The organism is Pseudomonas sp. HD6422 (genome assembly GCF_025377065.1).
In the GTDB taxonomy this organism is placed as follows: domain Bacteria; phylum Pseudomonadota; class Gammaproteobacteria; order Pseudomonadales; family Pseudomonadaceae; genus Aquipseudomonas; species Aquipseudomonas putida_U.
The window spans coordinates 122031-141948 of the sequence record NZ_JAHWIW010000001.1 but is presented as its reverse complement, the minus strand read 5'-3'; the positions used below and the strand labels follow the sequence as shown (position 1 = coordinate 141948).

The following is a 19918-nucleotide window of genomic DNA, read 5'->3' as shown; positions in this document are numbered from 1 at the left end:
TCACGCCACCTTCGATGCCAGGGGCACCTGTGCGCCTGACAGTGGCTGGGCAGCCAAGGCGCGCAGCAAGGTATCGCTGGCCTGACCGATGGTTTGCGGGATGGCCACCGCGCCGACGAAGCGGTCCGGACGCAGCAGCGCAATGGATACCGGGTAGCGACCGAACCACTCCTTCAGACGCCCCGTGCAGTCGCCCACGCGAATCACCCCATCCGGCACCTCGCGACCGGCCTTGAGTTGCACGTCCGGCACCACCTGGATGAAGCAGGCCCCCAGCGCACGCCAGGCTTGCTCCTGGGCGGCACTCAGCCCCCAGAGCGGATCGTTGCCCCAGGCGATGAAGGCGAACTGGCTGCCGATGACGTCATCGAGCAGGCGGATTTCACCCGATTCGGTGAGTACCTTGGGCTGGATGAACATGCGCCCGACCGCTGTGGCCTTGCTGTCCGCGGCGGCGACCAGCGCCCCCTTGGTGTACTGGGGCATGGGTTTGAAACGCATTTCCAGGAAGTAGCGCTTGACCGCCGGCAGGTAGTTCAGTGCCCAGGAAATGCCATCGCGCAGCGCGCCCTGCCAGCGTTTGGGCGGCGCCAATACATGGCCGGCCAGCACCGACAGGTCGATCATCGCCTTGGCGTGGTCGCGGCGCTCCTGCTCATAGGTATCGAGCAGCGCTTCGCCGGCCAGGCCCTTGACCACCAGGGCCAGCTTCCAGCCCAGGTTGCTGGCGTCACGCATACCGCTGTTGTAACCCTGGCCCTGCCAGACCGGCATGATGTGCGCTGCATCGCCGGCCAGCAGCACCCGCTTGACCCGGAAGCGGCCGGCCAGACGGGCATTGTGGGTGTACACGCGCCTGCGGATCAGCTCGACCCGGTCGGGGTCGGGCAGCACCTTGGCCAGCAGCTTGCGCAGGTTCTCCGGATTGCCCAGCTCCTGCTCGGTCTCACCCGGCATCACCATGAACTCGAAGCGTCGTACGCCGTGGGGCAGCGCCGCCGATACGTAGGGGCGCACCGGGTCGCAGCACAGGTACACGTTGGGAGTGCCCAGCGGGTCGTTGGCGATGTCGATGACAATCCACTGGTTGGGGGCGGTCTTGCCCTCGAAAGAGATGTCCAGGGTACGACGGATCAGGCTGTTGCCACCGTCGCAAGCCACCAGGTAGCGCGCCCGCACGGTTTCCTGACGACCGTCCGGAGCCGTCATCTGCAGGCTCACGCCCTCGTCGTCCTGCTGGAACTGCACCACGTCTCGGGAGAACAGCGTGCGGACATGGGCGAAGCGTTCCAGGCCTCGGTGCAGCACGGCATCGACCTGCGGTTGGATGAACGCATTGCGGCGCGACCAACCGAACTCGTCGGTGCTCGGCTGGATATCGGCGAAGCAGCGACCCTTGGGCGTGAGAAAGCGCATGGCGTGCCACGGCGTGGTGTGTGGCAACACCTGCTCGACCAGACCGATGGCCTGCATGGTGCGCAACGACTCGTCATCGATGCCGATGGCGCGTGGGTAGTCGATCAGCTGGTCGAGCTTCTCGATCTGCAGCACCTTTACGCCAGCCTGGCCGAGATAGTTGGCGATGGCCAACCCCACGGGGCCGGCACCGATGATCACCACGTCTGCGGTGTAGTCGGCCTGGATGTGATCTGGATGCGGCTTGTTCATTGTTGTGATCCTCGACACTGCCCTCGGCGGCCCGGAAGGTTTCCAGGCAAGCCGCGACCGTCCTCGCGCAGGCAGGCGCAAGGGGGATGAACGGGCGTTTTGACTGGTACGGGTCTAGCGGAATGTCGCTACGCTTCGCGGGGCCAAGACGCGGGCGATGGATGCAGGTAGGGATGTCGCGTGCAGGCAGGCATGGCGCATGGTGTATTCCCCTGTCAGGGCGTTTGTAGTTGTTGTGGCGAGTATAGGAATGGCGCCGATTGCCCTACAATGAAAAACAGCGTCAGCGTGCACTTAGTGCACATCATTGTTTTTTAAGGTTTTTTAGTGAACAAAGATCGAGACTCCGACTACAAGACCGTGCGCGGCCTGAGCCGTGGCCTGACCCTGCTCAACACCTTGAACCGGCTGGACGGGGGTGCCAGCCCAACGCGCCTGGCCGAGCTCACCGACTTGCACCGCACGACCGTCCGGCGCCTGCTCGAGACCTTGCAGGACGAGGGCTACGTGCGCCGCAGCGAATCCGACGACAGCTTTCGCCTGGCACTGAAGGTGCGTGAACTGAGCGAGGGCTTTCGCGATGAACAGTGGATTTCCGCCATCGCCGCCCCCTTGCTGGGCGACCTCCTGCAGCAGGTGGTCTGGCCCACCGACATCTGCACCCTGGAAGTCGACGAGATGGTGGTCCGCGAAACCACCCACCGCTTCAGCCGCCTGTCCTTCCACCGCTCGATGGTCGGCCGCCGTCTGCCGGTGCTGCAGACCGCCACCGGGATGGCCTACCTGGCGTTTTGCGGCGAGGCCGAGCGCGAGCAGATCCTCACGCTACTGGCGACCCGCGAGGAGCCTGAATACCACCTGGCGCGTGACCGTCTGGCCCTCGACAACCTCCTGCGCAAAGCCCGCCACCGCGGTTATGGCGAGAACTACATGGGCTGGAACCGCGAGGCCAGCATCGCGTCCATCGCCGTGCCCCTGTACGACCATGATCAGCAGCGCCTGCTGGGGTGCGTCAGCTTGATCTACATCGCCAAGGCAATGACCATCGAACAGGCTGCCGAGCGCTACCTGCCGGCCCTGCAGGCATTTGCCCTACAGGTTCGGCAAAACCTGGGCGCCGATCATTCGCCGCCGCCGGGGATATCGTGACAGAATGCCCGGCATCGGCTGGCGCAATCGCCTGGCCCACTCCATTTTCAGCGAATACCGAAGCTCCATGCGAAAACTCCTGGCAAGCGCCCTGGCGCTGGTGATGATCGCCGCCGCGTGCGGCTACGGCTTCTGGACCCAGCAGCGCCCGGAAGGCCACTACCTATCCGACCTGCGCATCGCCGTGGCGCTCAATCATGGCGTACCGGGCGAGCGCGGCAACCTGCTGGGGGTTGAGCCCCTGCTCTACCCCAGCGACTACCAGAACCTGCAACGCCTGCACCGCAAGCTCGCTGCCTACCTTGAACAGGCGCGCGCGCAAGGACTGGTGGGACCGCGCACGGTGGTGGTACTGCCAGAACACATCGGCACCTGGTTATGGGCCAGGGGCGAGAAGAAAGAGCTGTACCAGGCCACCCAGAGTCGCGAGGCGCTGCAATGGCTGGAGCTGAGCAACCCGCTGCGCTATGGCTTGGCGATGCTCGGCGCCAGTGGTGACGATCGCCGCGCCGATGCCCACTTGCGCATGAAGGCGCAACAGATGGCCAGCGACTACCAGCAGTTGTTCGGCGGCCTGGCCAGAGAGTTCGGCGTGACCCTCGTAGCGGGCTCCATCGTCCTGCCTGCGCCATATGTCGAAGAGGGCGTGCTGCACGCCGGCAGCGGCCCGCTGTTCAACAGCAGCCTGGTCTTCGCCGGCGACGGCTCGTTGCTCGGCCAGCCTCAGCACCAGCAGTTTCCGGAAAGCGAAACGCGCCGCTACATCCATGCCGGCCACCAGCACCCCTTGCAAGTCATCGATACACCGGCCGGGCGCTTGGGCGTGCTGGTCGGCAGCGACAGCTGGTACCCGCAGAACCAGCAGCAACTGGCCAAGCAATCCGTGCAGTTGATCGCCAACCCGGTGTTTCTCAGCGGCAAGGACAGCTGGCAGGCGCCCTGGCGCGGCAACCGTCACCAGGAGGCCGCTGCGCGCCTGGACGTACAACGCGGCGAGGTCAGCGAGCGCACCGCCTGGGAGCGATTGACCCAGCCGGCTTCGGCCGAGGTGATCAGCATGAGCGTGTTCATGCGCGGACAATTCTGGGAACAGGGCAGCGACGGCCAGGGCTTCGCCTATCAGGACGGCGAGCTGCTCGCGGGGCCACCCAGCCAGGGTGCGCGTCTGCTCAACCTGTGGCTGTAGTGCGATGTTACGTCCCCGCGTACGCCTGGGTGACCTTTCGGTAGGCTTCGTCCAACCGCTGGCCGCTGCCTTGACCGAGCTGGGTCACGACCCGCTGCCGCTTCTGCACCGCTACGGTCTGGACGAGGCGCGTCTGGCCGAAGCCGGGGCACGCTTGTCGATACCCCGTTACATGCACCTGGGGCATGCGGCCCAGGCGCTGGCCGGCGAACCGGCCCTGGGCCTGCGCATGGGCCACCTCAGCCGCCTGCCCCATGCCGGCCTGGCCGGGGTCGCAGCAGCGCAGGCCCCCACGGTGGGCGCCGCGGCGCACGCCCTGTTGCGTTTCGAACCCCTGTATGCGGCCAACTACCGGGGGCAGTCGAGCTACCATGAAGACGCCCATGGCGCGTGGTTGCGTTTCTATTCGATCAGCCCGTACAACGCCTACAACCGTTTCGTGGTCGAGTCACTGCTGGCGGGCTGGTTGGCCCAGCTGTCCGATCTGGTGGGACGCCCCTTGCAGGCTGAACGGCTGGAGATCGAATTCGATGCGCCAAGCTATGCGGCACGTTACCAAGCCCTGTGCACCAGCACCGTGCAGTTCTCCGCCGAGGGCAACCAGCTGCGCTTGGGGCGGACGACCTTGGACATCGTCAACCCACACCACTGCCCCAGCACCTGGCAGCACTTGTTGCAGCTGTGCGAAGCCGAGATGGTGCAGCGTACGCGGGTGCGTAGCCTGGGTGAACGGATCACCCACCTGCTCGGCCCGTTGCTCAATGGCGGACGAGAACCTGACCTGGAAGATGTGGCGCGCCACCTGCAGCTCCCGACGTGGACGCTGCGGCGCAGACTGGCCGAGGAAGGCACCGGTTTTCGCGAACTGCTGAACGACACCCGCCGCGACCTGGCCGAGACCTATATCCGCGACACGGCATTGGCCTTCGGCGAGATTGCGTACTTGTTGGGATTTGCGTCGGCTGAGGCCTTCCAGCGCGCATTCAAGCGCTGGACCGGCCTGACACCGGGGGATTACCGTCGCAACCAGCGACGGCTAGGTTAAAGCTCGGTGGCGTCGTCTGCCGGTTCCGGGCTATCGAGCTCGTAGGCGCGGTCTTCGAGCAGTTCTTCCTGATAGTCATCCATGGTCCTGCGTCCTCTTCTCTCATGTGTCTTCGTGGGTCATCTTCCCAACCTACGGTGGCTGGATGAAGGAATGATGACGAGCTTATGAGTGATAAACGTAGCAGGTGTTCAGGAAGTTATCGCCGGCTATCTGTTACAGGTCGTGTGCCGCGCCCATCACGGCGTTGAAGGCGCGCTCTCGACCGCTTCGCTGGTTTGGCTGGTCTCACTGGACTGAACCTCCTGCGACTGCACCTCAATGGGCGCAGGCTCGGCAGGAGGAGCGATGGGCTGCGAACCCTGGCTGTCGTCGACCACCGGTGCGCTAGCGGCTTCGCTGGCGGCGGCTACTGCGGCAGGAGGGGTTGCGGACGCTGCGGGTGCCGTCTCCGCTGCAGGCGAAGGCGCAGGCTCAGTGGCAACCGCAGGCGCTGCTGCCGGGGCGGGCTCAGGGGCCGGCACCGCTGGCGGAGCCAGGGCCTGTTCCGGCAAGCCAAGGGCAGGCGCGGCCGGCTCGGCTTTCGGTGCTTCCGTCTTGGCTTTCTTGACCTTCTTCGGCTTGGGCAGATAGCTCTCGACCAAGACGAAATAACGGTCGTAGAACTGCGCCGCAGTCACCGTCTCGCTGGCCACCTTGACCATGGAGTCGTCACTGGAGCCGATCGGCATCGACACCGACCCGAGCACCCCCACCCCAAGGCTGGCTGAAGTGTTGGATTTCTTCAGGCTGTAGCGGTCCTGCAGGGCGTTGGCGAACATGGTGGAACGCTGGTCGTCGCTGACATCCGGTGCACAGGTGACGTTGAAGCTGATCTGCAGGTGGTTCTCGCTGTTCTGCTGGAAGCTCTTGTTGCCGGCAACCTGATTGGGGCCACTGTTGGTGATGATGTAGCCCTGGCTGAGCAAGGCACGGCGTGCCGCCTCGCACGAACCGGCATCGCTGACCGGGAAGCTGCGCGAGAAGGTGCCCGAATCATCGAAGTTCTCGTGCTCGTAGATTGCGGCTTTTTTCGAGGAGCAACCGGTCACGCCCGCCAGCACCAGGGCCAGCCCGAGCGCACCAAAGACGGATGATCTGGTCATTGCGAATTCCGGGTAAGTCGAAGGGTGCCTATTGTGCAACAGCGCAGGCAGCACGGGAACCGTCGTTAGATTAAGAGTGTGTCAGCATCTTGTAAAAGTCAGTGCTGACCGGGCGCAGAAACGAAAAAAGCGACCCGGAGGTCGCTTTGTTCGTAGCTTCGAGGTGTTCAGGGCCTCGAGGCGAATATGGCGCAGCGGACGGGACTCGAACCCGCGACCCCCGGCGTGACAGGCCGGTATTCTAACCGACTGAACTACCGCTGCGTATCGCTTGGGCTTACGCCCGGTTGAAACCTGGACCTGCTCCGCCGAATAGTGGCGGGAGGCACGAAAAGAACGGACATCATTCGCTCTTTCCGTTGCTTCGAGATGTTCATGGGACCTCGAGGCGAAGATGGCGCAGCGGACGGGACTCGAACCCGCGACCCCCGGCGTGACAGGCCGGTATTCTAACCGACTGAACTACCGCTGCGCATATGGACTTGCGTCCCGTTCCTCTCTGTTAGGAGGCTTCTTTCGAAGCGTCCCGGGTCAGGAACATCTCAGGAAGTGGTGGGTGATGACGGGATCGAACCGCCGACCCTCTGCTTGTAAGGCAGATGCTCTCCCGGCTGAGCTAATCACCCTCGCAGTGTTGCTTGTTGCGTTTGCTTCGCTGAGGCCGCGAAATTTACGCAGGTGCCGAAGCTAAGTCAATACCCCCATTGGATTTTTTTTCAAAAACGGCGAAAAAGATGGAAAAGCGTTGTGGAGAAAAAAGGGGGGCTTCGCGGATTGGTGGGGGCTGGGGGCTGGGATGTTCGTTCGGGAGATGCAGCGCCTGTGAGATCGAGCGCCACCTCAACCCTCAAGACAAGCACCTGGTGCCCCCCCAAATGCCGCTAAACCCATCACCGCCTCTCTTTCCCAACATTCCGTAAAGCATTAAAAAGGGACCTTTCTCAGCTGTAGATCATCTTGCGGGTCATACCGCCGTCGACCACGAACTCCTGCCCGGTCACGAACCCCGACTGACGCGACAGCAACCAGGCGACCATGGCCGCGACATCCTCCACAGTCCCTACCCTGCCCGCCGGATGCTGGGCATGGTCGGCCTCGGTCAATGGCTCGGCCCGCCGCTGCGAAGGATCGCGGGCATCAATCCAGCCCGGGCTCACCGCGTTGACCCGGATCTCCGGGCCAAGGCTCATGGCCAAGGCATGGGTCAAGGCCACCAGGCCGCCCTTGCTCGCTGCATAGGCTTCAGTATCCGGCTCGGATTGGCGGGCACGGGTCGAGGTCAGGTTGACGATGGCGCCACTGTGCGCACGCAGATACGGCGCACAGTGCTTGGCCAGCAGCATCGGACCACTGAGGTTGACCGCCAACACCCGGTTCCATTGCCCCAGGCTCAGGCTCTCGAGGGTATGGTTGTGCGGGTTGGCAATGGCTGCATTGCATACCAGCGCGTCCAGGCGACCGAACTGACCGAGCACCTCGGACACCCCGGCACTGACCTGCGCTTCATCTGCGACGTCCATACTGACGAACCAGGCGTTGTCGCCCAGCGCCTTGGCCACCTTGGCTCCGCGCGGGCGATCCAGGTCGCTGAGCACCACCTGCCAACCTTCGCAGATCAGCCAGGCGGCGATACCCAGGCCGATGCCGCGCGCGGCACCGGTCACCAGCGCTACCCGGCCGTTATGGCCCGGCCCGCCACCTTTGAGTTCCATCACAAAGCAGCCAAGCCACGCGCCAGGTCTGCCTGCAGGTCAGCCACGTCTTCCAGACCGACGGCGACGCGGATCAGGCTGTCGCGAATGCCAGCCGCTTCACGCTCCTGGGGCGACAGACGACCGTGGGAGGTGGTGGCCGGATGGGCGATGGTAGTCTTGCTGTCACCCAAGTTGGTGGTGATCGAGATCATCCGCGTGGCGTCGATGACGCGCCAGGCGCCCTCTTTGCCACCCTTGACCTCAAAGCTCACCACCGCGCCGAAACCGCTCATCTGGCGCTTGGCCAGTTCGTGCTGCGGGTGGCTCGGCAGGCCGGCATAGTGCACTTTCTCCACGCCTTCCTGCTGCTCCAGCCACTCGGCCAGCGCCTGGGCGCTCTCGCAGTGGGCACGCATGCGCAGCTTGAGGGTTTCCAAGCCCTTGGTGAAGATCCAGGCGTTGAACGGGCTGAGGGTCGGACCGGCAGTACGCAGGAAACCCACCACTTCTTTCATCTGCTCGGCACGCCCAGCTACCACGCCGCCCATGCAACGACCTTGGCCGTCGATGAACTTGGTGGCCGAGTGGAACACGATATCGGCGCCGAGCTTGAGCGGCTGTTGCAACGCCGGGGTGCTGAAGCAGTTGTCGACCACCAGCATGGCACCCCGGGCATGGGCGATTTCGCTCAATGCGGCAATATCGACCAGCTCGGCCAGCGGGTTGGATGGCGACTCGACGATCAGCAGCTTGGTATTGGCCTTGATGGCCTTTTCCCAGCCGGCCAGGTCGGCCAACGGCACGTAGTCCACTTGCACGCCAAAGCGCTTGAAGTACTTCTCGAACAGGCTGATGGTCGAGCCGAAGACGCTCTGCGACACCAGCACGTGATCGCCAGCGCTGCACAGCGACATCACCACGGCGAGCAGCGCTGCCATGCCGGTGGACGTCGCCACGGCCTGCTCTGCGCCCTCCATGGCCGCCAGACGCTCTTCGAAGGCCCGCACCGACGGGTTGGTGTAGCGCGAATAGACATTGCCCGGTGTTTCGCCAGCGAAGCGCGCCGCGGCGTCGGCTGCGGTGCGGAACACATAGCTGGAGGTCAGGAACAGCGCTTCGCTGTGTTCGGCCTCCGGTGAACGGTACTGACCGGCACGCACCGCCAGGGTGTCGAAGCCGACACCCTCGAGGTCACTGTCCAGTCGCCCGGCATCCCATTGATCCGTCATGCCGTCGCTCCCTAAATCAGTTGTTGTAGAGGTCGATGATCGCGCTGACCGCCTGGTTCTTGACCTTGGCCAGGTCGTTACGGGCCTGCTCGATGCGATCGAGGTAGGCTTCGTCGATGTCGCCGGTGACGTATTCACCGTTGAACACCGCGCAATCGAAGTGCTCGATCTTGATCTTGCCGCCACCGACCGATTCGATCAGGTCCGGCAGGTCCTGGTAGACCAGCCAGTCGGCGCCGATCAACTCGGCCACCTGTTCGGTGGTGCGGTTGTGGGCGATCAGTTCGTGAGCGCTCGGCATGTCGATGCCGTAGACGTTGGGGTAGCGCACCGCAGGGGCTGCGGAGCAGAAGTAGACGTTCTTGGCGCCAGCTTCGCGGGCCATCTGGATGATCTGCTTGCAGGTAGTGCCGCGCACGATCGAGTCGTCGACCAGCATGACGTTCTTGCCGCGGAACTCCAGCTCGATGGCGTTGAGTTTCTGGCGCACCGACTTCTTGCGCGCGGCCTGGCCGGGCATGATGAAGGTACGGCCGATGTAACGGTTCTTGACGAAGCCTTCGCGGAACTTCACACCCAGGTGGTTGGCCAGTTCCAGGGCTGCGGTGCGGCTGGTGTCCGGAATCGGGATGACCACGTCGATGTCATGGTCCGGGCGCTCGCGCTGGATCTTCTCGGCGAGCTTCTCACCCATGCGCAGGCGCGCCTTGTACACCGACACACCGTCCATGATCGAGTCCGGACGGGCCAGGTAGACGTGCTCGAAGATGCACGGCTGCAGGGTCGGGTTTTCGGCGCACTGCTTGGTGTACAGCTGGCCTTCCTCGGTGATGTACACCGCTTCGCCCGGCGCCAGGTCACGGATCAGGGTGAAGCCGAGGACGTCGAGGGCGACGCTCTCGGAGGCGATCATGTATTCCACGCCTTCGTCGGTGTGGCGCTGACCGAATACCACCGGGCGGATGCCGTTGGGGTCACGGAAACCGACGATGCCGTAGCCGGTAACCATCGCCACGACCGCATAGCCGCCCACGCAGCGGCTGTGGACGTGGGACACGGCAGCGAACACGTCTTCCTCGGTCGGCTGCAGCTTGCCGCGCACGGCCAGCTCGTGGGCGAACACGTTGAGCAGCACTTCGGAGTCGGAATTGGTGTTGACGTGGCGCAGGTCGGACTCGTAGATCTCCTTGGCCAACTGCTCGACGTTGGTCAGGTTGCCGTTGTGCGCCAGGGTGATGCCGTACGGCGAGTTGACGTAGAACGGCTGGGCCTCGGCCGAGGTCGAGCTGCCCGCGGTCGGGTAGCGCACGTGGCCGATACCCATGTGGCCGACCAGGCGCTGCATGTGGCGCTGCTGGAAGACATCGCGCACCAGGCCATTATCCTTGCGCAGGAACAACCGGCCGTCGTGGCTGGTCACGATACCGGCAGCGTCCTGGCCGCGGTGCTGGAGGACCGTAAGCGCGTCATACAGCGCCTGATTGACGTTCGACTTACCGACGATACCGACGATGCCACACATGCGACGCAACCCCTACTTTGATGAAACTTGAGTGAAAAGCGCTCAAGGCCGGGCTGGCCCGAGCAACTGTTCCTTGAACGGAAGATCAGCCGGAGTGCTGATCGCCCCACTGGACCACTGGCTGGTGAACCCCAGGATGAGGTTTTTCGACCAGTCGGCTACCAATAGAAATTGTGGTATCAGGCGAGACTCCTGCCACCAGCTGTCCTGTTGCACCGGGCCCAGGCTGAGCAGGCCCACTGCCACCACCACCAGCAACGCCCCGCGCGCGGCGCCGAAGGCCATGCCGAGGAAGCGATCCGTGCCGGACAACCCGGTCACCCGAATCAGCTCGCCGATGAGAAAATTGAGCATGGCCCCCACCAGCAGGGTGGCGACGAAAAGAATGGCGCAACCGGCAATGGTGCGCATCGACGGCGTCTGGATATAGCTTTCAAGGTACACCGAGAGCGAGCCGCCGAACATCCAGGCAACGGCGCCGGCAATGATCCAGATGAGCAGGGACAAGGCTTCCTTGACGAAACCGCGCTTGAGACTGATCAGTGTGGAAACGGCGATGATCGCGATGATCGCCCAATCAACCAGGGTAAATGCCACGGTGCTGCCTGTAGACGTTTGAGGCGGCGCATTTTACCAGAGCGGCGGGCTGTGGGTAAGCGGAATGTCAGATCGATTATGGGGGGACCATCCGCGGGCAAGCCCGCGAATGGCTACGAAGCGGCGCTGAAGACTCAGCCTCGTTCGGGCTGGAAGCGGACGACGAAGCCCTTGAGATTCTGCTGGCGATTGATCACATCACGCAGGCGTTCGGCCTCGGCGCGTTCGATCAGAGGTCCGACGTACACTCGATTCATGCCGCCGACCGAGCGGATGTAAGCGTTGTAGCCTTGGCTTCGCAGGGTTTTCTGCAGGTTGTCGGCACCGGCGCGGTTGGACAGGCTGGCCAACTGAATGGACCAACTCACCGGCAGGCCATTGGCGTCGATCTTCGAGGGTGCGGTGGCCGCAGCCGCCGGAGCTGTCGCGGTGGCCGGCTTGGCAGCGGCAGCCGGGGTCGGCAGCGGAGTCTGCGCCTTCGGCTGTGGCTGGGATTGCGCCTGGGTCTGCGGCGAGGGGGTGATCGGCTGGCTCGGCGTGGTTGGCTGCGCCGAGGATTCATCGACCACCACAGGCGCCTCCTGGGGCTGCTCCTGCACAGGATCCGGCACTGGCTGCGGCTCAGGCACCGCCACCTCCTCCACCTTGACTTCAGGCAGGCTCGGCATGGCCGGCGCTTCCGGTGCCTGGACCTGCACCTGGCGCATCTCATCCTCGCGGGTGAACAGCATCGGCAGGAAAATCACCGCCAGTGCCACCAGCACCAACGCACCGACCATGCGCTGTTTCATCCCTTTATCCAGCACTGCCATCTACTCCACCCTCCGCGGCCTGCCGCTCGAGCCATTGCAATGCCTCGGCGACACAGAAAAACGAACCGAACAGCAGGATCTGGTCATCCTCGGTTGCTTGCGCGCATTGCCCTTCCAGCGCTGCGTCGACACTGGCATAAGACTTCACCGCCGCGCCGAGGTTCGTCAAGGCCTTGGCCAGTTCGCCACCGGGCCGACTACGGGGGGTGTCCAGCGGTGCTACTGCCCAGTCATCGACCAAGCCATGCAGCGGCGCGAGTACACCGTCCAGGTCCTTGTCGGCCAGCAGCCCGAACACGGCCAGGCGACGCCCCTTCAGAGGACGGGCAGCGAGGCGACGAGCCAGGTAGTCGGCAGCATGCGGGTTGTGCCCGACATCCAGCAGCAACTGCACGGCCTTGCCCTGCCAGCGAACAGTACGCCGGTCAAGGCGACCTGTGATGCGGGTATCGAGCAACGCCTGGCGCAACTGCCCCACGTCCCATGGAAGCCCCATCAACAGATAGGCCTGCAGGGCCAGGGCGGCGTTTTCCATCGGCAGATCGAGCAACGGCAGGTCATGCAGTTCGACCACCGCGCCATCACCCCCTACCCCACGCCATTGCCAGTGTTCGTCGGTGCTGGCCAGATCGAAATCACGACCACGCAGGAACAACGGCGCCGCCAGTTCGGCGGCCTTGTCCAACAGTGGCTGGGGTGGATCGAGGTCGCCGCACAGGGCTGGTTTGCCTGGGCGGAAGATCCCGGCCTTCTCGAAGGCGACCGATTCGCGGGTATCCCCCAGGTAATCGACATGATCGACGCCGACACTGGTCACCAACGCCAGGTCGGCATCGATCACGTTCACAGTATCCAGGCGCCCGCCCAAACCGACTTCGAGTACGACGGCATCGAGCCCCGCCCGCTCGAACAGCCAGAACGCCGCCAGGGTGCCCATTTCGAAGTAGGTCAGGGAAATCTCGCCACGCGCCGCCTCGACGGCGGCAAACGCTTCGCACAGGCGCTCATCGCTGGCCTCGTGGCCGTCGACAAGCACCCGCTCGTTGTAGCGCAGCAGGTGCGGCGAGCTGTAGACGCCGACTTTGAGGCCCTGCGCGCGCAGCATCGAGGCGACGAAGGCGCAGGTCGAGCCCTTGCCATTGGTACCGGTCACGGTGATCACGCGCGGCGCAAGCTTGCCCAGCGCCAGCCGGGCAAGCACCTGTTGCGATCGCTCCAGCCCCATGTCGATGGCCGACGGGTGCAACTGCTCGAGATAGGCGAGCCACTCGCCGAGCGTACGTGGGCTGTGCTCTGTCATCACGCGACCGCAGCCGCCTCGCGCGCCTGCTCAGGCGTTGGTTGGCCGGTCATCTGCGCCAACAGGCGGGCCAGACGTGGACGCAGCTCACCGCGGGAGATGATCAGGTCGATGGCGCCATGCTCAAGGAGGAACTCGCTGCGCTGGAAGCCTTCCGGCAGTTTTTCACGCACGGTCTGCTCGATCACGCGCGGGCCGGCGAAGCCGATCAGCGCCTTCGGCTCACCGACGATGACGTCGCCGAGCATCGCCAGACTGGCGGAAACGCCGCCATAGACCGGGTCGGTCAGCACGGAGATGAACGGAATGCCCTCTTCGCGCAGGCGCGCCAGCACGGCCGAAGTCTTGGCCATCTGCATCAGCGAGATCAGCGCTTCCTGCATACGAGCGCCGCCGGAGGCCGAGAAGCAGATCATCGGGCAGCGGTTTTCCAGCGCGTAGTTGGCAGCACGGACGAAACGCTCGCCGACCACGGCCCCCATCGAACCACCCATGAAGGAAAACTCGAAGGCACTGACGACGATCGGCATGCCCATCAGGGTGCCGCTCATGGAGATCAGGGCGTCTTTCTCACCCGTCTGTTTCTGCGCGGCGACCAGGCGGTCCTTGTACTTCTTGCCGTCTCGGAATTTCAGACGGTCCACCGGCTCGAGATCGGCACCCAGCTCGGCACGGCCTTCGGCATCCAGGAAGATGTCGATGCGGGCACGTGCGCCGATGCGCATGTGGTGGTTGCACTTGGGGCAGACATCCAGGGTCTTTTCCAGCTCCGGACGATACAGCACGGCTTCGCAGGCTGGGCACTTGTGCCACAGGCCTTCTGGCACCGAGCTCTTCTTCACCTCGGAACGCATGATCGATGGAATCAGTTTGTCGACCAACCAGTTGCTCATGCTTTCTTTCTCCAGTATCGGCGGGCGGGGACCGGTCTGGCCGGCCATGCCCTACCCTTGAGCTCAAATTCTTCTATCAAACGATGACGACCCAATCGCAGGGGCTGCCTGCGTACCGCGTCGTCGTCAATGGTGTTCTGTGCCGCACGGCGTACCGGCGACTGCCCCGCAGGGCTGCGATAGCTATGGACGATGGCGCGCCGCCAGCCGTCACATCTGCCCTCACGCCTGCTTCACCGCACGGATGAATGCATCGATCTTCGCGGCATCCTTGATGCCCTTGCTCTGCTCCACACCGCCGCTGACATCCACGGCATACGGCCGCACCTGGGCGATGGCCTGGCCGACGTTGCCTGCCGACAGGCCACCGGCAAGGATCACCGGCTTGCTCAGGCCAGCCGGCACCAGCGACCAGTCGAACGCCTCGCCGGTACCGCCCGGCACACCGGCCACGTAGGTATCCAGCAACACGCCCTGGGCACCGCCATACAGCTGGCAGGCTGCCTCGAGGTCGTCTCCGGGACGCACCCGCAAGGCCTTGATCCAGGGGCGATGGAAGCCTTCGCAATCGGCGGGGGTTTCGTCGCCGTGGAACTGTAGCAGGTCCAGCGGCACCACTTCGAGAATCTCGTTGAGCTCGCAACGCGAGGCATTGACGAACAGACCCACAGTGGTCACGAACGGCGGCAACTCGGCGATGATCGCCCGCGCCTGGCGCACGTCAACGGCCCGCGGGCTCTTGGCATAGAAGACGAAGCCGATGGCATCGGCTCCGGCGTCGGCCGCGGCCAGGGCGTCTTCGATGCGGGTGATTCCGCAAATCTTGCTGCGCACGTTGCTCATGGACTGCAAACCCTGAATGCGTGGTCAAAGGCCGGATCTTAGCAAATGCCCCAGGCGCCGTCAGTCGACCAGGCTTTCATAGCCGCTGAGAAAATGTGGACCAATGTAACGACTCGGCAGCTCGAAGCTTTCCGGGTACTCCACCTGCACCAGGTACAGACCATAAGGATGCGCCGTCACGCCGCCCTCGCGGCGATTGCGCCCCTCGAGCACCTCACGCGCCCAACTGGCCGGCCGCTCGCCGGCGCCGATGGTCATCAGCACCCCGGCGATGTTACGCACCATGTGGTGGAGAAACGCGGTGGCGCGCACGTCGAGCACGATCATGCGACCGTGGCGGGTGACCCGCAGGTGATGGATGTGCTTGATCGGCGACTTGGCCTGGCACTGGCTCGCACGAAAGGCACTGAAGTCATGGGTACCGAGCAGGTACTGGGCCGCCTCGGCCATGCGCTCGACGTCCAGCGGACGATGGTTCCAGGTGACTTCTTCGGCCAGGTGCGCCGGACGGATCGGATCGTTGTAGATGACGTAACGGTAGCGCCGCGCGGTTGCCTTGAAACGCGCATGGAAATCGGCGGGCATCGGCCGCGCCCAGACCACGCTGATGTCGTGAGGCAGGTTGAAATTGCTGCCCAGGGTCCAGGCGCGTTCATCGCGCTGGGCCCGGGTATCGAAATGCACCACCTGACCGCAGCCGTGGACACCGGCATCGGTTCGACCGGCACAGACCACGGCGATGGGTTCGTTGGCGACCTTCGACAAGGCCTGCTCGAGGGCCTGTTGCACACTGGGAACGCCGCTGGCCTGGCGTTGCCAGCCACGGTAGCGCGATCCCTTGTATTCCACCCCCAGGGCGATGCGGGTGAAGCCTTCGGCGGCCGATTCTGAGGCGGCGGTGTCGATGATGTCCAAGAACCTGAAACCTGTGGATGATACGGAATGGCGGGGATTATAACGACAACGGCAGCCGTATTGGGCTGCCGTTGTCATCAGGCGGTCCTGTCAGACCAAGCGCGAGAGCATGTCCTCGGCTTCCTGACGCTGGGTATCGTCGCCATCCTTGACCACCTCGTCGAGGATGTCCCGAGCGCCCTGATGGTCGCCCATGTCGATATACGCCCGCGCCAGGTCGAGCTTGGTCGCCACCTCATCGGTGCCGGAGAAGAAGTCGAAGTCCAGGTCATCCAGCGGCTCGAGATCGGCAGCAGCGTCCTCGGCGGTGAACTGCGGCTCCAGCGAGGGGCTTTCGAGATTCTGCGACAGCTTGTCGAGCTCGGCATTGACGTCGTCCAGCTCCGAGGCGAAGTTCTTCGCCGCTGCCGAATCGTCGTCCAACGACAGTGACAGGTCGAAGTCCTCCGGCAGCTCCAACTCGGAGATCGGGTCGAATTCCGGGATGGCGTCGAAGGCGGCGAGCTCCGCCGCCACGTCCACGGGTGCCTCGGGATCTGCCGGGGCTGGCTCGCCGGTGTCCAGGTCGAAATCGGCAAGGTCATCGAGCGCTGGCGCTTCGGCCTGGGCCAACAGGGTTTCGAAATCGGCATCGGCGTCGGTGACGGGCTCGACCGGCGCAACGTCCGGGGACTCTTCGGCCAGTGGCTGGGCCGGCGCTTCCTCGTCGAGCATCGGCGGTTCGAGGGCCGTGTCCAGCGGCAGATCGTCATCCAGACTGAGATCGAAGGCGCTGTCCAAGTCGTCGACTTCGGGAGCGGGCGTCTGGCTGATGACGTCTGGCTCTGCCTCTGGTTCCGGATCAACATGCGGCGCAGACTCCGGCACTGCCTGAGGCACGTCTTCGGCAGCCGGCGGCGCATCGTCCTGCAGCAAGTCCTGCACGTACTGCTCGTCCATTTCCGCAGCCAGGGCGGCAGCGCCCAGGCCAGCAGCTGCCAAGCCAAGCATGGCAGGATAGCGACTCTTGAGGTCGTCGACCTGGGCCACGTTGTTTTCACTGGCAGACAGCTTGCGCTCCTGCTCGACGAACCCACTGTGATCCCCCTGGCGGGCATACACGTCCATGAGCTTGAGACGCAGGTCGTCACGCTCAGGCTCGGCGGCAACTGCCGACTCAAGCAGGTCGGCTGCGTGGTTCAGACGACCGGCGGCGATGCTCTGATCGACTTCGGCGAGCAATCGTGCAATCGGGTCGATGTCGGTTTGCGGCTCGGCCACTGGGGCTGGCGCAACCGGCTTTTCCGCCGCTGTCGCAGCGGCGGCCGAGGCCGCGACCACGGCCGGCGACAGGGTCACGCTCGGCGCCGAAACCTCGACCCCTTCGAAGCTGCTCGGCGGCAAGTCGAAGTCCGGGGCACGTTCGTTTTCCTCGGCCAGGGCGCGGGCCATGCGCAGATGCTTCTCGGCCTCCTGTTGGGCCTTGCGCTTGCGCATCAGCAGCAGGACCAGCAACAACAGCACCAATGCCGCGGAGCCTGCGATCAGCCCCAGCAGCAGCGGATTGCCCAGCAGATCGTCAAGCGCGCCTGGCTGCTCGTCGACTGCCTGTTGATCTGCGCTCGGCGGGTTTTCCGGCGCCGTGTCCACGGCAGCCGGCGCCGGCTCGACCACGGGCTCGGCAGCATCGGCTGGTACCTGCGCGGCACCAGCGGCCGCGGGCGCTGCGGCGGTCGACGGAGCAGCCGCAGCGCCGCCCTGCGCTTCCAGGCGGGCCAATTGGTCGTTCTTCAGCTCGATCAGACGCTGCAGCTTGTCCAGTTGGCTCTGCAGGTCGCTCATGCGGCTCTTGAGTTCTTCGTTGTCGCGGCGACTGGTGTCCAGGCTCTCCTGGGCCACCGCCAGCTGGTCGCTGAGCGCTTTGGCGTCCTTGGCATCGGCCTGGTTGCCAGGCGTCACCAGGCGCAGATTGTCGCCTTGAGCGATGCGCGCTGGCGCGGCTTCGGCGGCACCACGGCGGGTGGCGTCGAGCTGGCGCGCCCGCGGACCCAGCCGCCGGCCTTCGCGCCACGCACGGTACTGCTCGGCCACCTCACGGTTGGCTTCGCCCTGGGGGATACTCTGCACCTGCTGCTGATCGGGCAGGCGCAATACCTGGCCGACCTTCAGCTGGTTGATGTTGTTGCCAATGAAGGCGTCGGGATTGAGCGCCTGGATGGCGATCATGGCCTGCTGCACAGAGCCGCCCTGGACATGCTGGGCAGCGATCTGCCACAGGGTGTCACGGCGCTGGGTGGTGTAGCTGGCGCCAGCGCTGACCGGCGCTGCGATATTGCCCGCCGCCGGCTGCTCGCCCTGGGCCTTGGCCTGGTCGAGCAACACGCTGTAGTCACGCAGCAGGCGACCTTGGGGCCACATCACCTGGACCAGGAACTTGACCACGGTACCCGGCAGCGGCTGGCTGGAGGTCACCCGCAATACGCTCTTGCCGTTGGGGTTGATCACCGGGGTGAAGGTCAGGTCTTCCAGATAGCTGGGATAGGCCACTCCGGCCTTGCTGAATTCTTCCGGCGACGCCAGGCTCGGCGCCACTTCCGAGGCTCGCAGGTCACGTACATCGAGCAGTTCGATCTCGGCATCCAGCGGCTGGTTCTGCGCCGACTTGAGGGTCAGTTCACCCAACCCCAGGGCGTTCGCCATGCCGGACGACAGCGCCGATGCTGCTGCCATGGCCAGAACCAGTTTGCGAATTCGAAGCATGACTCTTCCCTTGTATGGATCGTCCAACACCTTCTACCGATGTAGGACAAAATTGCTCGCCAGTATCATTTACACCCTGGGTTTTATCAACAATTGCGCCACTTGGACGGCGTTGAGGGCGGCGCCCTTGCGCAAATTGTCGGTGGTCAGCCACAGGTTCAACTGTTCGGGCTCATCTACACCATGGCGTACACGACCAACATAGACCACGTCCTGCCCGACTGCGTCGCCGACAGGTGTCGGGTAATCCTCGGGCTCGACCAACTCAAGGCTATCGGCGCTGTCCAGCGCCTGATTGACCGCCGCCAGGTCGACTGGCGCGCGGCTCTGTAGCGCTACACTGAAGCTATCGCCGAAAAACACCGGGACTTGAATGCAGGTCACGGAAAACTTCAAATCCGCCAAGCCCAGCAGCTCGCGCAGCTCGACCACCAGGCGCCGCTCCAGGGCACTATGCCCCTGCTCGTCCACCGCACCCACCTGAGGCAATAGGTTGAATGCCACCTGGCGGTCGAAGAAACGCGGCTCCAGTGGTCGTGCATTGAGCAGCTCGGCGGTCTGCCGGGCCAGTTCGTTGACCGCCTCGCGCCCTTGGGCAGACACTGCCAGCGCGGCCATGACCTGCACCCGCTCGATCTCCATCAAGCCCTTGAGCGGTGCCAATGCCACGGCAAGCGCTACCGCTGCGGCACTAGGGCTGGAAATGCGGGCGGGCAGCGCCAGGCCGTCGAGGCGCTCGGCGTTGGCCTCCGGGACCACCGGCAAGGCGTCTTCCAGGCCGCCGGACAAGTCGATGACCGTGCAGCCGGCCTGCTCGGCCTTACCGGCGAAGCTGCGGCTGACCGCAGGGCCAGCGGCGAAGAAGGCCAGCTTGACCTGGGCGAAATCGAAACTGTCGACCTCGCGCACCTTGAGCTTCTTGCCGGCGAACATCACGCTGCTACCGGCCGACTCCATGCTTGCCAACAGGTGCAAGGTGGCGACTGGGAACGACAGTTCTTCGAGGATCTGCACCAGGGTTTCACCGACGCTGCCGGTGGCGCCGATGACGGCGATATCCAAGGGGGTGGTCATGGGGGAAAGATCCTTTTGCTGAAACGGCGGGGGCGGCACTTTACTTGGATTGTAGTGTTTTGTCTGTCTTGGGCTTGGCGTAGGGGTCGGCGGGGTGGCGGATATCG

At 64.3% G+C, this 19918-nt stretch carries 16 protein-coding genes and 3 tRNA genes; 3 read left to right on the top strand and 16 right to left on the bottom strand.

From position 1 onward, the window contains the following. Positions 1–1668, bottom strand: coding sequence for a bifunctional 3-(3-hydroxy-phenyl)propionate/3-hydroxycinnamic acid hydroxylase (locus tag KY379_RS00765; protein ID WP_261240473.1), 1668 nt, complete (start codon positions 1666–1668; stop codon positions 1–3). Positions 1669–1995: 327 nt separating this feature from the next. On the opposite strand from KY379_RS00765, the gene KY379_RS00760 reads away from it, so the two are divergent. The 3 genes from KY379_RS00760 (at position 1996) to KY379_RS00750 (ending at position 5048) form a co-directional block, all read left to right on the top strand. Further along, complete coding sequence (locus KY379_RS00760) at positions 1996–2817, top strand: DNA-binding transcriptional regulator (RefSeq protein WP_261240474.1); 822 nt, start codon at positions 1996–1998, stop codon at positions 2815–2817. A 67-nt stretch (positions 2818–2884) separates the two neighbouring features. Then, positions 2885–4003, top strand: coding sequence for a carbon-nitrogen hydrolase family protein (locus KY379_RS00755; protein ID WP_133328896.1), 1119 nt, complete (start codon positions 2885–2887; stop codon positions 4001–4003). Positions 4004–4007: 4 nt separating this feature from the next. Next, the gene (locus KY379_RS00750; protein WP_133328898.1) at positions 4008–5048 is read left to right on the top strand and encodes an AraC family transcriptional regulator; all 1041 of its coding nucleotides are present in this window, start codon (positions 4008–4010) and stop codon (positions 5046–5048) included. Between the two features lie 239 nt (positions 5049–5287). Here the strand turns inward: KY379_RS00750 and KY379_RS00745 are convergent, their stop codons facing one another. From KY379_RS00745 to KY379_RS00675, 15 genes are all read right to left on the bottom strand, one after another. Beyond that, entirely contained in the window at positions 5288–6193 is a 906-nt protein-coding gene (locus KY379_RS00745) for a DUF2242 domain-containing protein (protein WP_261240477.1), read from the bottom strand. A gap of 187 nt (positions 6194–6380) precedes the next feature. After that, a tRNA-Asp gene (locus KY379_RS00740) sits at positions 6381–6457 on the bottom strand. Between the two features lie 131 nt (positions 6458–6588). After that, positions 6589–6665: transfer RNA gene (locus tag KY379_RS00735), tRNA-Asp, on the bottom strand. Between the two features lie 78 nt (positions 6666–6743). Next, a tRNA-Val gene (locus KY379_RS00730) sits at positions 6744–6819 on the bottom strand. 315 nt (positions 6820–7134) lie between these two features. Then, positions 7135–7905, bottom strand: coding sequence for an SDR family oxidoreductase (locus KY379_RS00725; protein WP_165976120.1), 771 nt, complete (start codon positions 7903–7905; stop codon positions 7135–7137). Beyond that, complete coding sequence (locus tag KY379_RS00720; RefSeq protein ID WP_133332198.1) at positions 7905–9116, bottom strand: O-succinylhomoserine sulfhydrylase; 1212 nt, start codon at positions 9114–9116, stop codon at positions 7905–7907. The genes KY379_RS00725 and KY379_RS00720 overlap by 1 nt, the downstream gene beginning before the upstream one ends. A 16-nt stretch (positions 9117–9132) precedes the next feature. Next, positions 9133–10638 carry an amidophosphoribosyltransferase gene (gene purF / locus KY379_RS00715; protein WP_133332197.1) on the bottom strand — a complete coding sequence of 502 codons (1506 nt, stop codon included), beginning with the start codon at positions 10636–10638 and terminating at the stop codon, positions 9133–9135. A 42-nt stretch (positions 10639–10680) separates the two neighbouring features. Then, positions 10681–11235 (bottom strand): CvpA family protein, encoded by a 555-nt coding sequence (locus KY379_RS00710; RefSeq protein ID WP_133332196.1) that lies wholly within the window; start codon positions 11233–11235, stop codon positions 10681–10683. Between the two features lie 134 nt (positions 11236–11369). Next, the gene (locus tag KY379_RS00705; RefSeq protein WP_196173408.1) at positions 11370–12047 is read right to left on the bottom strand and encodes an SPOR domain-containing protein; all 678 of its coding nucleotides are present in this window, start codon (positions 12045–12047) and stop codon (positions 11370–11372) included. Continuing rightward, positions 12031–13347, bottom strand: a complete 1317-nt coding sequence (gene folC, locus KY379_RS00700) for a bifunctional tetrahydrofolate synthase/dihydrofolate synthase (protein WP_133332194.1) — start codon at positions 13345–13347, stop codon at positions 12031–12033. Before folC ends, KY379_RS00705 begins: the two co-directional genes overlap by 17 nt. After that, complete coding sequence (gene accD / locus KY379_RS00695; protein ID WP_133332193.1) at positions 13347–14240, bottom strand: acetyl-CoA carboxylase, carboxyltransferase subunit beta; 894 nt, start codon at positions 14238–14240, stop codon at positions 13347–13349. Before accD ends, folC begins: the two co-directional genes overlap by 1 nt. A 222-nt stretch (positions 14241–14462) precedes the next feature. Further along, complete coding sequence (locus tag KY379_RS00690) at positions 14463–15083, bottom strand: phosphoribosylanthranilate isomerase (RefSeq protein WP_133332192.1); 621 nt, start codon at positions 15081–15083, stop codon at positions 14463–14465. A 60-nt stretch (positions 15084–15143) separates the two neighbouring features. Further along, positions 15144–15998, bottom strand: a complete 855-nt coding sequence (gene truA / locus KY379_RS00685; RefSeq protein ID WP_133332191.1) for a tRNA pseudouridine(38-40) synthase TruA — start codon at positions 15996–15998, stop codon at positions 15144–15146. Between the two features lie 90 nt (positions 15999–16088). After that, the gene (locus KY379_RS00680) at positions 16089–18737 is read right to left on the bottom strand and encodes a FimV/HubP family polar landmark protein (RefSeq protein WP_261240270.1); all 2649 of its coding nucleotides are present in this window, start codon (positions 18735–18737) and stop codon (positions 16089–16091) included. A gap of 69 nt (positions 18738–18806) precedes the next feature. Next, entirely contained in the window at positions 18807–19811 is a 1005-nt protein-coding gene (locus tag KY379_RS00675; RefSeq protein ID WP_261240269.1) for an aspartate-semialdehyde dehydrogenase, read from the bottom strand. Between the last annotated feature and the right edge of the window lie 107 nt (positions 19812–19918).

Excerpts from the sequence above, each read along its gene's own strand:
- purF (WP_133332197.1), bottom strand. The coding sequence starts at position 10,638 with ATGTGTGGCATCGTCGGTATCGTCGGTAAGTCGAACGTCAATCAGGCG.
- KY379_RS00725 (WP_165976120.1), bottom strand. The coding sequence starts at position 7,905 with ATGGAACTCAAAGGTGGCGGGCCGGGCCATAACGGCCGGGTAGCGCTG.
- KY379_RS00680 (WP_261240270.1), bottom strand. The coding sequence starts at position 18,737 with ATGCTTCGAATTCGCAAACTGGTTCTGGCCATGGCAGCAGCATCGGCG.
- folC (WP_133332194.1), bottom strand. The coding sequence starts at position 13,347 with ATGACAGAGCACAGCCCACGTACGCTCGGCGAGTGGCTCGCCTATCTC.
- KY379_RS00765 (WP_261240473.1), bottom strand. The coding sequence starts at position 1,668 with ATGAACAAGCCGCATCCAGATCACATCCAGGCCGACTACACCGCAGAC.
- KY379_RS00690 (WP_133332192.1), bottom strand. The coding sequence starts at position 15,083 with ATGAGCAACGTGCGCAGCAAGATTTGCGGAATCACCCGCATCGAAGAC.
- accD (WP_133332193.1), bottom strand. The coding sequence starts at position 14,240 with ATGAGCAACTGGTTGGTCGACAAACTGATTCCATCGATCATGCGTTCC.
- KY379_RS00745 (WP_261240477.1), bottom strand. The coding sequence starts at position 6,193 with ATGACCAGATCATCCGTCTTTGGTGCGCTCGGGCTGGCCCTGGTGCTG.
- KY379_RS00720 (WP_133332198.1), bottom strand. The coding sequence starts at position 9,116 with ATGACGGATCAATGGGATGCCGGGCGACTGGACAGTGACCTCGAGGGT.
- KY379_RS00755 (WP_133328896.1), top strand. The coding sequence starts at position 2,885 with ATGCGAAAACTCCTGGCAAGCGCCCTGGCGCTGGTGATGATCGCCGCC.
- KY379_RS00750 (WP_133328898.1), top strand. The coding sequence starts at position 4,008 with ATGTTACGTCCCCGCGTACGCCTGGGTGACCTTTCGGTAGGCTTCGTC.
- KY379_RS00705 (WP_196173408.1), bottom strand. The coding sequence starts at position 12,047 with ATGGCAGTGCTGGATAAAGGGATGAAACAGCGCATGGTCGGTGCGTTG.
- KY379_RS00675 (WP_261240269.1), bottom strand. The coding sequence starts at position 19,811 with ATGACCACCCCCTTGGATATCGCCGTCATCGGCGCCACCGGCAGCGTC.